The sequence below is a fragment of the Citricoccus muralis genome, from assembly GCF_029637705.1.
Lineage (GTDB): Bacteria > Actinomycetota > Actinomycetes > Actinomycetales > Micrococcaceae > CmP2.
The window spans coordinates 2,553,105-2,567,611 of sequence record NZ_CP121252.1 but is presented as its reverse complement, the minus strand read 5'-3'; the positions used below and the strand labels follow the sequence as shown (position 1 = coordinate 2,567,611).

11 protein-coding genes are annotated in these 14,507 nt (G+C 65.3%); 7 read left to right on the top strand and 4 right to left on the bottom strand.

Annotation, left to right across the window (positions count from 1 at the left end):
- Window positions 1-34 precede the first annotated feature (34 nt).
- Window positions 35-2,671 (bottom strand): MMPL family transporter, encoded by a 2,637-nt coding sequence (locus P8192_RS11755; RefSeq protein ID WP_278157225.1) that lies wholly within the window; start codon window positions 2,669-2,671, stop codon window positions 35-37.
- A 239-nt stretch (window positions 2,672-2,910) separates the two neighbouring features.
- Between P8192_RS11755 and P8192_RS11750 the strand changes: the two genes are divergently transcribed.
- Window positions 2,911-3,519: a TetR/AcrR family transcriptional regulator gene (locus P8192_RS11750; RefSeq protein ID WP_278157224.1), complete on the top strand. Its 609-nt coding sequence runs from the start codon at window positions 2,911-2,913 to the stop codon at window positions 3,517-3,519.
- Between the two features lie 4 nt (window positions 3,520-3,523).
- Window positions 3,524-5,032: a cardiolipin synthase gene (cls, locus tag P8192_RS11745; RefSeq protein WP_278157223.1), complete on the top strand. Its 1,509-nt coding sequence runs from the start codon at window positions 3,524-3,526 to the stop codon at window positions 5,030-5,032.
- Here cls and P8192_RS11740 read toward each other — a convergent pair.
- From P8192_RS11740 to P8192_RS11730, 3 genes are all read right to left on the bottom strand, one after another.
- Entirely contained in the window at window positions 5,018-5,695 is a 678-nt protein-coding gene (locus P8192_RS11740; RefSeq protein ID WP_278157222.1) for a hypothetical protein, read from the bottom strand. The two genes, cls and P8192_RS11740, sit on opposite strands and share 15 nt — an antisense overlap.
- Before the next feature lie 126 nt (window positions 5,696-5,821).
- Window positions 5,822-6,343: a Dps family protein gene (locus P8192_RS11735; RefSeq protein ID WP_278157221.1), complete on the bottom strand. Its 522-nt coding sequence runs from the start codon at window positions 6,341-6,343 to the stop codon at window positions 5,822-5,824.
- A 281-nt stretch (window positions 6,344-6,624) separates the two neighbouring features.
- Window positions 6,625-8,814, bottom strand: coding sequence for an HNH endonuclease signature motif containing protein (locus P8192_RS11730; RefSeq protein ID WP_278157220.1), 2,190 nt, complete (start codon window positions 8,812-8,814; stop codon window positions 6,625-6,627).
- 374 nt (window positions 8,815-9,188) lie between these two features.
- Between P8192_RS11730 and dnaK the strand changes: the two genes are divergently transcribed.
- The 5 genes from dnaK to P8192_RS11705 all read left to right on the top strand — a co-directional run bounded on the left by dnaK (window position 9,189) and on the right by P8192_RS11705 (window position 14,448).
- On the top strand, window positions 9,189-11,039 hold the full coding sequence (gene dnaK / locus P8192_RS11725; protein ID WP_278157219.1) for a molecular chaperone DnaK: 1,851 nt from the start codon (window positions 9,189-9,191) through the stop codon (window positions 11,037-11,039).
- 174 nt (window positions 11,040-11,213) lie between these two features.
- Window positions 11,214-11,897, top strand: a complete 684-nt coding sequence (locus P8192_RS11720; RefSeq protein ID WP_278157218.1) for a nucleotide exchange factor GrpE — start codon at window positions 11,214-11,216, stop codon at window positions 11,895-11,897.
- 69 nt (window positions 11,898-11,966) lie between these two features.
- Window positions 11,967-12,944 (top strand): DnaJ C-terminal domain-containing protein, encoded by a 978-nt coding sequence (locus P8192_RS11715; protein WP_278157217.1) that lies wholly within the window; start codon window positions 11,967-11,969, stop codon window positions 12,942-12,944.
- Entirely contained in the window at window positions 12,944-13,495 is a 552-nt protein-coding gene (locus tag P8192_RS11710; RefSeq protein WP_278157216.1) for a heat shock protein transcriptional repressor HspR, read from the top strand. Before P8192_RS11715 ends, P8192_RS11710 begins: the two co-directional genes overlap by 1 nt.
- Window positions 13,477-14,448 (top strand): hypothetical protein, encoded by a 972-nt coding sequence (locus P8192_RS11705; RefSeq protein WP_278157215.1) that lies wholly within the window; start codon window positions 13,477-13,479, stop codon window positions 14,446-14,448. Before P8192_RS11710 ends, P8192_RS11705 begins: the two co-directional genes overlap by 19 nt.
- The last annotated feature ends 59 nt before the right edge of the window (window positions 14,449-14,507 follow it).

The window sequence follows — 14,507 nt, the reverse complement described above, 5'->3', positions numbered from 1 at the left end:
GGCGTCTTACGCGAACTGAGTCAACCGTGGAGCATCACGTCCGGTCGGTGCTCACCACCTCGACCTGCTGCGGATCGGCACCGGCCAATCCGGGGTGGTCGCGCTCCAGCTCCGCCCCTTCGACGTCGACGTTGGGCATGATCTTGTCCAGCCACTTCGGCAGCCACCACGCGGAGTTGCCCAGCAGATGCATCAGCGCCGGCATCAGCACCATACGCACCACGAACGCATCCAGCAGTACACCGAAGGCCAGACCGAAGCCCATCGGCCGGATCATCGCGTCATGGGCGAAGATAAACCCTCCGAATACCGAGATCATGATGATGGCGGCCGCGGCCACCACAGCGCGTCCGGCACGGAAGCCCTCCTGCACCGCCAGCCGTGCCGGCGAACCGTGGGCGTAGGCCTCGCGCATTCCGGAGGCAATGAACAGCTGATAGTCCATCGCCAGCCCGAAAAGCACACCGATCATGATGGTCGGCAGGAAACTGAGCACCGGACCGGGGGAGTGCACCCCGAAGATCTCGCCCAGCCAGCCCCACTGGTAGATCGCGACCACACCGCCCATCGCGGCGAACACGGAGAGCACGAACCCGCCCGTGGCGATCAGCGGCACCAGGATGGAGCGGAATACCAGCACCATGATGATCAGCGAGAGCCCGACGACGACGCCGAGGTAGGTCGGCAGCGCCTCCGAGAGCGCCTCCGACACATCGATAAAGCCTGAGGTCATGCCCGCCACCGACAGGTGGGTGGACTCGGTATCCGGGGTGGTGTCCCGCAGGGTATGGATCAGTTCCTCGGTGGAGACCGCGTTCGGGCCCTCCTCCGGGATCACCTGGAACATCGCGATGGTCTCGTCGTCGTTCACTGCTGCGGGCACGACGGCGGCCACATGGTCCAGCTCGCCGAGCTGCTCACCGATCGTCGCTTGTTCTGACAGAATCGCGTTTTCGTCGCCCGCGGCCTCCTCGGGCAGGTCCACGGTGACCACCAGCGGGCCGTTGCGTCCTTCACCGAAGGCCTCCGCGGTGGCCACGTACGACTGGTACGACGCCGAATCCTCGGGCTCGGAGGAGCCGTCGGGCAGGCCGAGCCGCATGTCGAAGAACGGCAGCGCGATGACCGCCAGCAGGGCCACGGTCCCCAGGGTGGTCAGCACGGCGCGCGCCGTCGACATGGGCTTGACCTCGACCTGTTCGCGTTGAATAGCCTTCTTGGTGGCGGCAGAGTACGCAGTGTGTTCGCCGGAGGAGGTGCGCTCGGCCAACACCTTGCGCTCGGTGCGGGACAGCGCCCGATGCCCGATCCAACCCAACAGCGCCGGAGTCAGGGTGATGGCGACCAACACGGCGATGGCAACGCAAGCAGCGCCCACGGTGCCCATCAGACCCAGGAACGGAATCCCGGTGATGTTCAGCGCGGCCAGGGCGATCACCACGGTGGTGCCGGCGAACACGACGGCGTTGCCGGAGGTACCGTTGGCCAGCCCGGCCGATTCCAGCACCGAGAGCCCCGACTTCAGCTGGCGGCGGTGCCGGTTCACAATGAACAGCGCGTAGTCGATACCGACGGCGAGGCCGAGCATGATGCCCAGCACCGGCGTCACCGACATCATCTCCACCGCGGAGGAGAACGCCAGCGCACCCACGGCGCCCACGCCCACACCGATCAGCGCGTTGAGCAACGGCAGCCCGGCGGTGACGAAGGTGCCGAGCATGATCACCAGCACGATGGCGGCGACGATCAGACCGATCACCTCACCCACCCCGATGATCTGCGGCATGGACTGCGAGATGGCCTGGCTCGGCAGGATCTCCACGCCCTCGATATCCGCCTCATCCAGGGCGGACGTCAGGGCGTCACTGGTGTCAGAATCGACGTCGGTGGAGGCGGCCGTGAACATCACGGTGCCCTCGGCGGTGGAACCGTCCTCAGAGACGAGGGAGTAATCCTCGGTGAGCGCCAGTAAGCGTTCGCCCAGGTCAAGGGCTTCCTCACCCTCGGCCGCGTCGGTGAGACCCTGCTCGAGGGCCTCTTCCTGTTCCGCGATCTCCGCGCGGGAGGACTCGATGTCCTCGCGTCCGGCGTCGAGCTGTTGTTGCTGCTGGTCGAACTGGGCCATGGCCGCCTCCGGCATGCCCGCGGCTTCCGCCTGAGCGCGTCCGGCGTCGAGCTGTTCCTGGCCGGCGTCGAGTTCTGCCTCAGCGGCATCCAGCTGCGCGGTGGCTTGCTCCAGCTGTTCGCGCCCGGATTCGGCTTGCTCCCGGCCTTGCTCCACCTGATCGCGGCCATCGGCCAGCTCTTGGCGCTGATTCTCCAGCTCCGCCTCGGTGGCGAACGGGGACACCGTGGAGTCGATGCCCTCCATGGCTGAGACCTCATCCAGCAGTGCGTCGATCTGGTCGCGCTGATCGTCCGTGAACTCGGAGCCGTCCTCAGTCTGGAAGATGATGCCGCCGCTGCCCTTGGACGCGTCCGGGAATTCCTCGGCCAACCGGTCCGTGACCTGCGCCGTCGGGGTGTTGGGAATGGTCACGGTGGAGGAAAGCGTGCCACCAAAGGCCAAGAAGCCGCCGACAGCGAGTCCCAGGGCGACCAGCCAGGAAACAAGGGCGACCCAGGGGCGCTTCGCGGAGGCGAATCCGAGTCGATAGAGCAGTTTGGCCATGATGTCCTTCACAGTGTGGTCGGTGATGGTCGGTGCATCGGCGTGAGTGCGCGGGGCATGACTGGGAAGTAAAACACAGTGACGCCGCACTCAGCGTACTATAGTGGACGCACCGTCTCGAAATGCGCGAGGGGTGACGAAATAGCGACACGATGACGCAACTGAGCCGCTAGCCAGCCGCCACCCAGCCCCCAGCGCAGACCCCAGCCCAGTCACTAACCCACCCACCAGGAGCAGATGTGAGGAAAAACATGCGGGGCCGACCGCGCAGCCGTGCCTCCCAGGAGGCGGTGTTGCGTGCGGCGGTCGAACTGCTCGAAGAGCAGGGCTTTACCGCGATGACGATGGAAGGCATCGCCGTCCGGGCCGAAGTCTCCAAACAGACGGTGTACCGGTGGTGGAGCTCCAAGTCGGAAGTCGTCGTCGAGGCCCTGTCTACCGGGTATTTTCCGGGCGGTTTGCCGATCATGCAGCACAGTGGCGAAGGCCGCGATGACCTGCGCGCCGACCTGCGTGCCTGGCTCGACGCCATGCGCGAATCCATCGCCTGCGAGGCTGACGCCTCCCTGACTCAGGCCGTGCTTGTGGCGCTGGCCGGGGGCAGCGAACGCTCCGCCGCCGTCCACGAATGGTTGGTGATGCCAATGCGCGAGGCGCTGGAGCGGCGGTTCATCGCCCATGATCAGCGTCACCCCGGCACCCTGGCCGGTCCGCCGGAGTTCCTGGCCGAACTGCTGGCCGGTTCGCTGCTGTTGCGCCTGATGTTTGCCGAACCGACGTCGAGCCAGTGGGTCGATCAGCTCTTGGACTTCGTCAGCCCGGCCCCGTTGCGGCGCCCCCTAGAATGAGAGGGTGCTCTCTCCATTCGATGACCTGACCGCCCTGGCGGCCCTGCCTACCTGGGTGACGGTGCTGATCTGGACGATCGACATCATCATCCGGCTCGCCCTGCTGGGCATCGTGCCCGGAAATCGTCGTCCCTCCGTCGCCATGGCCTGGCTGCTGGTCATCTTCATCATGCCCCTGCCCGGGTTGTTGCTGTTCCTGTTGCTGGGCACTGCCCGGCTCGGGGGCCAACGCCGGGCCCGCCAGGACGCCGTCACCGATGAGCTCACCCGCGCCACCCGCCACTTGGAACTGCCGCACCAGCTGGGCGAGGCGCCCGAATACGTGGAGGCATCGGCGAATCTGACCCGCGCGCTCACCGGATTCCCGATGCTCGACGGCAATCGCTTCGAAATGATTACCGACTACCGTGAGTGCCTGGCCCGCATGGCCGCGGACATCGACCAGGCCGCAGACTACGTGCACGTGATGTTCTACATCATGGCGGTGGATCCGGAGGGGCGGAAAGGCTACGCCGACGTCGTGATTGAGGCCATGGAGCGGGCCCAGCAGCGCGGCGTGAAGGTGCGGCTGCTGTTCGACCACATCGCGTCCCTGCGGGTGAAAGGCTACCGGAAAATGCTGCGCCGGCTGCGCGGTTCCGGCATCGAATTCCACCTGGCCATGCCCTTCCAGCCCTGGCGTGGGAAATACCAGCGCCCGGATCTGCGCAATCACCGCAAGATGCTCATTGTGGACGGCGAAGTGGCCTACACCGGGTCCCTCAACCTGATCGAGCCCGGGTACAAGCGCCCGTCGTCGTGGAACATGGGCCGCGAATGGGTCGACGTGATGGCCCGGGTCACCGGCCCCACGGTGGCCAGCCTGGACTTGGTGTTCGCCACCGACTGGTATTCAGAGACCGGGGAGCACCTGGATGAGGTGCTGCGTGGGGTCACCGATGAAGAATTTTACGACCATGAGGGGGCGATCGCCCAGGTGATCCCCTCGGGGCCGGGGTTCGCCACCGAAAATAACCTGCGCGCGTTCAACCACCTTTTTTACAACGCCGAGCAGTCCCTCACCGTGGTTTCGCCCTATCTGGTGCCCGACGATTCGATGCTCTACGCGCTCACCGGTGCCGCCCAGCGCGGGATCGACGTCGAGTTGATCGTCTGCCGCAAGGCCGACCAGTTCATGGTGCACCACGCCCAACAGTCCTACTACCGGCAGTTACTGCGCGCCGGCATTCGCATCTTCCGCTACCCCGACCCCGACGTACTGCATTCGAAGCTGTTCACTATCGACGACGAAGTGGCGATGATCGGGTCCTCCAACATGGATATGCGCTCGTTCTCATTGAACATGGAGGTCTCCGTGCTGGTGGCCGACGAGGACGTGGTCCGCGATGTCAACGAGATCATCCGCAGTTACCGTGATCAGTGTGAGGAGCTTACCCTGGAAGAGTGGCTGAAGCGGCCGCGCCACAAGCGCTGGCTGGACAATGTCTTCCGCCTCACCTCAGCCCTGCAGTAACGCCTCGATCCGCCGCACCAGCACGGCCACCGCCTCATCGCTGCCCTCATTCGGTTGCGGTTCCCCCGGATCCGTTTCGGGTCTGTCCGGTTTCGAATCTGGGGTGGCACATGGTTCCGCGGTGTCGACGACGACGTCGTGCCCGGGCGCGCGCTGGCCGTTCCCCGCGCTGTCGTGGAAGAGCTGTTCCTCCTGGTCCGCCCACTGTTGCCAGTGCCCGCGGTAGGTGTCGCCGTCGCGCTTCAGAGCTCGGCGCTGGCGCAGCCTCTCCGGCGCCTCCACCCAGACGGCCAGATCCAGCCATCGGCGGGCCTCCGCGGCGGTCGCACCCACCCCTTCACACAGCACAATGTCCCCGCTCGGCAAAGTCACTGCGGGACCGAGGGCACCACCAACACCGGCCCCGGGGTCCCGCGCGTACCAATCCCAGCGTCGATACTGAACCGGGCGTCCGGACGTCAGCTGCGGCAAGATCGAGTGGGCGTATTGCTTGACGCCGGCGGCCAGCCCGTCCCATCCGGGGTAGATCTCATCGAGTGAGAACACGACGACGACGTGGCCGCGCTCCTGGAGTCGGTGGCGCAGCCGGGCAACGAGCTGAGTTTTCCCCGCCCCGGAGCGACCATCGACGCCGACGAGCAGGGGGCGACGCACAGCAGACATGGGCACCATGCTAGCTCCCGGCTACGTTTCGGGTACGGCAATAGCCCCATTCAGTGAACGGGGCTATTGCTTCATCGTCCGCGGTGTGAGTGCGGTCGATGCGCTGAGCGCGTATTATCGGAAGGCTCAGGACTCCACATGGGAGAGCTCGCCACCGGCGTCGGTGATGAACGAGCGCAGGAACCACTGGAACAGTTCCAGAGCGCGAGTCTGCTCGATCAGGATGTCCTCGGCGATCGGGTCCACCTTGCCTACTTCGGCAATGGCGTTACGGTGATCGGCGATGACGTCGGTGTAGACCTTGTCTAGTGCCGAGATGTGAGCCAGCGTGGAGGCGCGACCCAGAGCGTAGTCATCCCAGGTGCGATCGGTGACGATAGCGCCGGGGGTTCCCTTCGGGGAGACGCCCATGGTGGCGATGCGCTCGGCGGTGGTGTCTGCGAAATCGCGGACACGATCCACCTCAGGGTCCAGCATTTCATGCACGGAGATGAAATCGCGGCCGACCACGTTCCAGTGAGCGTGCTTCAGGGTCAGTTGCAGGTCGTTCAGTGCGTGAAGTCGGTTCTGCAGAACGTCGGCGACACGACGGCCGTCTTCGAGATCTAGTCCAGGTACGGTGTAGCTTGCGTTGTCAGCCATGATCATTCCTTCCACGAGGGTGCGAATTGAAAGGTGACGCTGAGTCGAATATCGGATGAACTATTCAACTTTCATCTCCTTACGCATCTAATTCAAGCACCCCACCTCAGGCCCCGCAAGCAATAGGAGCCTATCCTAACTGTATTTTGAGTGGATCAAAATAACACCCGGATCCGGCTGTTTGCCTAGGCTCTCCTAACTCTCTGAACGGCGGTGATGCTGTCGAATTTGAGATTGGGTTGGCGTTGGAATGCTGATTCTTCACGTCGAAGATTGCGCGGGGTCGTTCAGCTATTGGTGTGCCAAAGATCGTTGCGCCGTGGAGTTTGATTGAGGTCGACGTAGCTGGCTGGTGTGAACCAGGGTGTGCCGTCCTTGATGGTGATCGTCCAGCGACCGTCATGGGTCGCTCGGTGGCACCCGGGGCAGAGTAGGACGAGATTGTCGAGGTCGGTCTCTCCACCATCGACCCAGGGGGTGACGTGGTGTGGCTGGCACCATGCGGCGGTCATGGTACATCCGGGCGCGGCGCAACCCCGATCGCGTGCTTGAAGTGCGGTGCGCTGTGCCTCGGTGGCGTTGCGCAAATGTCGGCCCTGGTCGAGCACGGCGTTTTTGCCGTCCATCACGACGGGCAGAATTTCGGCATCACAAGCTAGGTGTCGAATATTTCGCGGATTGATGTGGCCGCTGAATAGTGCGGTGGATACCGGCGGTCCTTGCGAGGCCAGGTGAGGTTCGCCCCGCGTCGTCTCTGAATCTGCTGTCAATGACCGATGCAGGGTGGCGTAGTCCATCAGGATGGTCAGTCTGGGCAATACGCCATTAGACCGCGGAAGCAGGTGTGTGCCGGAGAGTGCCGAAATTCCGTGGTGCAGTGCCGTGAAAACGGCCTCGAGCTGCAATGCTTCTTTGACTCGGCGCGTCATTCGAACCGCAGCGGGGTGATCGACATGGCCCATTTCGGGCAGGTGTGACTCGTCGAGCGGATCGAAGGGCAGATTCTCGGCAGGATCGGTGAGGTCAGGCAAGGGCAATGTGTGCTGGCCAAGTCGTTGATCTGCATCATCGGCGGATGGTTGAGGTGGAGTCGGCACTCCAGGTGGGGTGGACTCTTCGGGTGATGCTGGGTCTGTCGACGGGGAGGGCTGCGGAGGCAGATCAGTGCGATTCGTCGAATTATCGCTGACGGGATCCGCTGACGAGGGGTTGGCGCCGGCAGGATCGTTGGTGTCGGCGGAGTCGGCGTCGTCGGGCTGGATGAGATCTTCTGGGTCCAGGCCGTGCTCTTCGAGGAAGGCTTCAAAGAGGCTGGTGAGGGCTTGGGCCCGTTTCTGCGCGTGGCGGGAGCGGGGATTGGTGGCGGCTGAGGTGGCTGCAAGGAGCATCTCGTGCTGGATCTGCGTCAGGCGCATTCCCCAGTGGTAGAGGTCGTCCTCGGCGTTGTACCCCTTATAGGACAGTCCCTGCTTCTCATGCGGTGCATCGGAGTCTGGCGGGACGCCGTCCTGGTCCAAGCTGGTTTTGGTGGAGGTCTCCCACTGGTCACAGAGCTTGCGCAGCCCATCGGCGTGCAGCGTGCGCGAACGGTTGGCCAGCAGGCGCTCGCCGTCAGCAAGGGCGGATTCTGCGGTGGCAGGGTCGACCTTGCACTGTTGGGCGTACTTCTCGACATTGCGCATGGCCTTGAGGACCAGGGTCGCGTTGTCGACGTGCAGGGTGCCGTCGTGAATGCTTGCCGAAAGGTGGGTGTAGCGAGCCGGGCGCCGGTGGCCGTTGGGTTCCTTGGGTCCGGGGCAGACTTTCTCAGCGACCTCGGTCCAGGCGCGGATCTGCGTGCGGGTGCGGCCGGTGAGGTCGCGTAGGTATGCGGCGGAGTCGCGGAAGGAGCGCCGCCCGGCCGGGACTCCCAGCAGCTCGTAGCGCTCCATGGAGCGGTCAAAGACCTGGTCCACGGTGGCTGCCATGGAGGTGAGGGCGCTTTCCAGTAGCTGACCGGCGGTGGAGGTGCGCTGCAGGAGGGCTGGTAACCAAGCCGTGGCGTGGCGTGAAGAGTTTGGTGCAGCCGCGGAGGAATCGAGGCGGTCCGACTCGGGGGCGTGGCGTACGCCGTGCTCGTTTGACTCGATAGACGTGGGGGCGGGCTCCTCGAGTGAGGCGGACCAGAGGGTAGACCAATCCTGGTCGCCGTCCGGGGCGGCCTCCATGAGGTCGAGGTGGGTGTAGACCTCGGATGAGGGTGCGGTGAGGAGTTGCTGGGACAGGTCCGCGCTGAGGGCCACAAGGACGACGGCCTTCTGCTCGAGGGTCAGATCGTTGAGCCCTAGTGATGCGGCAAAGTCTCGTGCCGCCCGGATTTCTTCTTCCCGCGTGGACTGCTGGGCGTCTCCGGCGGCGGAGAGATGCTCCTCGAAGAGGTTCTCCGATTCTTCGAGCGGGTGCGGCGGGCGAATCGGCTCCGTCGTCGTGTCCGTCATGACGTTCTCCTCTCCTTGCTCTGCTGCTGACTTATGACTGGTACGCAAGTTCTACGACTAGTCTGCCCGGCTGTGCAAGACCTTGAGGGAAGAGGGGTTGAATCTCTGGATGAAGGGCGCGTGTCAAGGGTCTGTGGAGGAGTCGGATCAGGGGTGGGTTTTCGAGGAATGTGCGCCGTCGGGAATGAACTTCGCGGGGTCGCGGTTATACTCATCGACACAAAGTTGAGTCAGTGCGACTCAGGTCTCTTGACACAGGGTTTTCCGACGTGGCATGTTGAGTCATGAACGCTCAAGGTGCCGCAGCCGGGTAGGCCCGCGGAGTCCATTGCCTGAGCGTGCGGACTATCGAAGCAGTGAAAGGAAACATCGCTATGTCACGTGCAGTGGGTATCGACCTCGGAACCACCAACTCCGTCGTCTCTGTTCTTGAAGGCGGCGACCCGACCGTCATCGCCAATGCTGAAGGTTCGCGCACTACCCCGTCGGTGGTCGCCTTCTCCAAGGGTGGCGAGGTGCTCGTCGGCGACATCGCCAAGCGCCAGGCCGTCAACAACCCGGAGCGCACCATCGCCTCGGTCAAGCGCCACATGGGCACCGACTGGACCACCGAAGTGGACGGCAAGACATACACCGCGCAGGAGATCTCCGCGCGCACGCTGATGAAGCTGAAGCACGACGCCGAGGAGTATCTGGGCGAGAAGGTGACCGAAGCCGTCATCACCGTTCCCGCGTACTTCAACGACGCCGAGCGTCAGGCTACCAAGGAAGCTGGCGAGATTGCTGGCCTGAAGGTGTCGCGCATCATCAACGAGCCCACTGCGGCAGCCCTGGCCTACGGTCTGGAACGCGGTAAGGAAGACGAGCTGATCCTCGTGTTCGACCTCGGCGGCGGTACCTTCGACGTCTCCCTGCTGGAAGTCGGCAAGGACGAGGACGACTTCTCCACCATTCAGGTGCGCTCCACCGCCGGTGACAACCGTCTCGGTGGCGACGACTGGGACGAGGCCATCGTGAACTGGCTGCTGGCCCAGGCTAAGTCCAAGGGTGCGGACCTATCCAACGACAAGATCGCCCTGCAGCGCCTGAAGGAGGCCGCCGAGCAGGCCAAGAAGGAACTGTCCTCGGCCACCTCGACCAACATCTCGCTGCAGTACCTCTCGGTGACCGCCGATGGTCCGGTGCACCTGGACGAGCATCTCTCCCGCGCCAAGTTCCAGGACCTGACCAAGGACCTGCTGGAGCGCACCAAGAAGCCGTTCAACGACGTGATCAAGGAAGCCGGCGTGTCGGTCTCCGATATCGACCACGTGGTGCTGGTCGGCGGTTCGACCCGTATGCCTGCCGTCGCCGAGCTGGTCACTTCGCTCACCGGTGGCAAGGAGCCGAACAAGGGTGTGAACCCGGACGAGGTCGTCGCCGTGGGCGCTGCTATTCAGGCCGGCGTGCTGGCCGGTGAGCGCAAGGACGTGCTGCTCATCGACGTCACCCCGCTGTCACTGGGTATCGAAACCAAGGGTGGTGTGATGACCAAGCTGATCGAGCGCAACACCGCGATCCCGACCAAGCGTTCGGAGACCTTCACCACCGCCGAGGACAACCAGCCCTCCGTGTCGATCCAGGTGTTCCAGGGCGAGCGCGAGTTCACCCGGGACAACAAGCCGCTGGGTACCTTCGAGCTGACCGGTATTGCTCCGGCTCCGCGCGGTATGCCCCAGGTGGAGGTCACCTTCGACATCGACGCCAACGGTATTGTCCACGTGTCCGCAAAGGACAAGGGCACCGGCACCGAGCAGTCGATGACCATTACCGGTGGCACCTCGCTGTCGGAGGAGGACATCGATCGCATGGTGAAGGACGCCGAGGCTCACGCGGAAGAGGACAAGAAGCGCCGTGAGGCTGCCGAGCGCCGCAACGCCGCCGAGCAGTCCGCTTACTCCGTCGAGAAGCTACTCCAGGACAACGACGAGAAGCTGCCCGAGGAGGTCAAGACCGAGGTGCAGGCTGACGTTGACGCGCTGAAGGCAGCCCTGGAGAAGCAGGACAACGACGACGAGGTGCAGGCGGCTTACGAGAAGCTGCAGGCCTCTCAGGTCAAGATCGGTGAGGCCCTCTACGCTTCGGAGTCCGCTGAGGGTGCCGAGGGCGCTGAGGCCGGTGCGAACGCGGATGAGGACATCGTCGACGCCGAGGTTGTGGACGAGGACGACGACTCCAAGAAGTGACCGACGCCACCGGCTCGTGAGAGCGAGCCGCGCTCGGCGCGTACCGAGTAAGGATCCGGTTTCTGGGCCGGCCGTGCCCCGGAGATGGGGTGCGGCCGGCCCGGCCGGTATCAGCACCCATGACCAGCCCAGACCAGACAGCGCCAGTTCAGACAGTGCCTGACAGGAGAGACCATGACGAACGAACCACATGAGCACCGTGACGGTGCCAACGACGCCCAGGAACCGCGCGAGGACGTGCGCTTCACCGACAAGCGCCGGATCGACCCGGAAACCGGGAAGCGCCGCGATCAGCCGGGCCAGCCCGGTGAGGCAAGCCAGGAAGACGGCGCGGATGCGGTGAGCCAGGCGGAGCAGATCCTCCAGGATGCGGCCGCGGCGGAGGACGCCGATGCTGGTGCAGGGGAATCCGAGGGCGCGGAGGCGTCAGGCGCCGTCGTCGATGAGCTGCGCACCGACCTGCAGCGGCTCCAGGCCGAATTTGTGAATTACCGGCGTCGCGTGGACCGGGACCGCAGCGTGGCCAAGGAGGAGGCGGTGAACTCGATGCTCGAGTCGCTGTTGCCGGTGCTGGACGATATCGATGCCGCACGCACTGCCGGGGACCTCACGGACGGGCCGTTTGCCGCCATCGCGAAGAAGCTGGAGCAGGTGCTGACCGGTTATGGGCTGGAGCGCCACGACCAAGAGGCACTGGCCGGGGCCGAGTTCAACCCCGCCCAGCACGAGGCGATGCTGCGTCAGCCGTCGGAGGAGGTGCCCGAGGAGCACATTATTCAGGTGTTCCGTAACGGGTACGTCCGCGGCGAGCGGGTGTTGCGTGCCGCCCAGGTGATGGTCTCGGCCGGAGCGAATTGAGGTTGCTGAGCAGGTGCCGAACCAGCGCCTGCCGAACAGCTGAGTACACGAGAGAGGAAGGGAGGCACCATGGCCTCACAGGATTGGGTGGACAAGGATTTTTACGCCACCCTCGGTGTCTCTAAGGACGCCTCGGACGCCGACATCAAGAAGGCCTACCGCAAACTGGCCCGGAAGTACCACCCGGACCAGAATATTGGGGATGAGGCCGCGGAGAAGAAGTTCAAGGAGATCTCGGAGGCGAACGCGGTGCTCTCCGATCCGGAGGAGCGCCAGCAGTACGACGCGATTCGCGCCATGGGCTCGGGCGCACGCTTCACCGGGCCCGGACCTGGCGGACCCGCCGGTGGTGCCGGGGGCGGAGGTTTCGAGGACGTTTTCGGTGACTTGTTTACCGGCGGCCGCGCCCCCCGCGCCGGAGGCGGTCAGCGCGGGGGACCGGATCTCTCCGATCTGTTCGGGGGCTTCGGTGGCTTCGGCGGGGGCGACTACAACCCACCACCGCAGAAGGGTCCCGATCGGACGGCGACGACGACGATCTCCTTTGGCGGGGCGATGCGCGGCACCACCGTGTCGCTGCGCGCGGCTGACGGCGAGATGATCGAGGTGCGCATCCCAGCCGGCATTAAAGATGGCCAGAAGGTGCGCGCCCGCGGCAAGGGCTCCCACGGTACTGCTGGTCGCGGGGACCTGATCGTGACGGTGAAGGTGCGTGAGCACCCGTTCTTCCACCGAGAGGGTAACAACCTGCGGATCACTGTGCCGGTGAGCTTCGCGGAGGCGGCACTGGGCGCCACCATTGAGGTACCGACCCTGGAGGATCCGGTGCGGATGAAGGTGCCGGCCGGTTCGTCGTCGGGCAAGGTGCTGCGATTGAAGAACCGCGGCGTACCCGGGAAGAAGGGGCCCGGTGACCTGCTCGTGGAGCTGCAGGTGGCCGTGCCCAAGACTCTCAGCGACGAGGCTCGCGCGGCGGTGGAAGCGCTGGCCGAGGCGACGTCGAGCTTCGATCCGCGTGAGGGACTGGCAGCGAAAGCCAGAGTGTGATGGTGGCTTTCGAATCCCGCGGTTTCAGCGACGCCAGCACACCGACCTTCGTGATTTCGGTGGCGGCGGAGCTGGCCGATATGCACCCGCAGACTCTGCGCCAGTACGACCGGCTCGGGCTGGTGGTGCCGCAGCGTCAGGGTGGCGGGCAACGGCGGTATTCACGCGCGGATCTGCACCGGTTGCGCCGGATTCAGGTGCTCTCCCGCGAGGGGGTCTCCCTGGAAGGGATCCGTCGAATTGTGGAACTAGAGGGCGAGGTAGATCAGTTGCGCCAGACGGTGACGCACCTGATGGACCAGGTGAACTTGCTGCACGACCAGGGTCGGTTCTCACGCACCTTCACGGCCGGGACCACCGGGGACGTGACCACCCGGTTCACCACCCCCGGCGAGGGATCGGCTGGTCGGGCCGGCACCACTGGCTCCGCCGCAGAGCGGGAGCTCGATCGGGCCGCTGCTGAGGCGGTCCGCCGCCGGGGACGTCCGGCACTGGCCTTGGAACCCGTGGCTCGGGTTCCGAAGGTGCGGACGTGGCGGCGGACGGGCTGATCCACCGCAGCGCCGTCGCACTGAGGGCGCTACGCGCGGAGATGGCCGTGCGCGAGACTCTGCCTGAACGACGACGGCGGGTGCTTGATGGCACCGTGCACGCGCTCAAGCCTGACTCGATGGACGCCGACTACGCCGCGCGCACCCTGATCGACTATGACTCGGCCACCCCGCACGTGGTGATCGCGGTGGGGGAGTTGCACGCGCCCACCCAGGTGACGTGGCAGATCGCGGGCATGGCGATGGGCCCGGCGCAGGCGGCGTGGGGTGCGGCGCGCGAAGCGGCGCAATTGCACCGGGAACAGCGGCATCTGGGGGCGGTTCGCCCGCTGGTGCTGAGCTGGCAGGGCTACCACCCACCGTCGCCGCTGGGGGTGCTCTCCTCGCGGATCGCCGCCCGGGCCGGGGAACGCCTGGCCGAGCACGTGTGGACGACGTTGCTGCTCTGGCAATGCACGGGCGCTGGGCGGGGTGCCGGAACCGCGCTCGACCCGTGGCGCAGCCTGGAGGCCCATTCGTACGGGGTGCCAGTGGCGGTGCGGGCGTTGGGACTGTTGGCGCTCTGGTCACGCACCCGGCTTGAGCGCACGGTGCCGTCGGCGGGCCGGATCGATGCGCTGGTGCTCTCCGGATCGGTGGGCGCGCCACACCATTGGTGGGGCACGGTGTCGGCGCTGGCAGAACGGTCTGAACGTGGTCTCCACCGCGGCCCACGGGTCACAGAGATCCGTGCCCGCCGGGACCTGCTGGCACCGCTGGGTCGGGTGCTGTCCGGACGCCGTCGTGTGCCCGTGGACACTGCTCAGGGCGGTCAGATCGTGCAGGCGGGGTCTCCTGCGTCACCGGAATCCGGTCTGATCCCCGCCGTCGGGCACGACACCCATGGTGGGCGCGGTTACCGGGACCCGGGGACGGTCAGTCTGCGGGCCATCGCCGGCGCCACACAGAATTAAGCGGGAGTTCATGCAGGGGTGCGGTCCCGGCCAAACGGGGCTCTTAGGGTGACAGCTGT

Bases quoted from the DNA above. Each gene is read 5' to 3' on its own strand.
- P8192_RS11730 (WP_278157220.1), bottom strand. From the start codon at position 8,814: ATGACGGACACGACGACGGAGCCGATTCGCCCGCCGCACCCGCTCGAA.
- P8192_RS11740 (WP_278157222.1), bottom strand. From the start codon at position 5,695: ATGTCTGCTGTGCGTCGCCCCCTGCTCGTCGGCGTCGATGGTCGCTCC.
- P8192_RS11755 (WP_278157225.1), bottom strand. From the start codon at position 2,671: ATGGCCAAACTGCTCTATCGACTCGGATTCGCCTCCGCGAAGCGCCCC.
- P8192_RS11710 (WP_278157216.1), top strand. From the start codon at position 12,944: ATGGTGGCTTTCGAATCCCGCGGTTTCAGCGACGCCAGCACACCGACC.
- P8192_RS11715 (WP_278157217.1), top strand. From the start codon at position 11,967: ATGGCCTCACAGGATTGGGTGGACAAGGATTTTTACGCCACCCTCGGT.
- dnaK (WP_278157219.1), top strand. From the start codon at position 9,189: ATGTCACGTGCAGTGGGTATCGACCTCGGAACCACCAACTCCGTCGTC.
- P8192_RS11720 (WP_278157218.1), top strand. From the start codon at position 11,214: ATGACGAACGAACCACATGAGCACCGTGACGGTGCCAACGACGCCCAG.
- P8192_RS11735 (WP_278157221.1), bottom strand. From the start codon at position 6,343: ATGATCATGGCTGACAACGCAAGCTACACCGTACCTGGACTAGATCTC.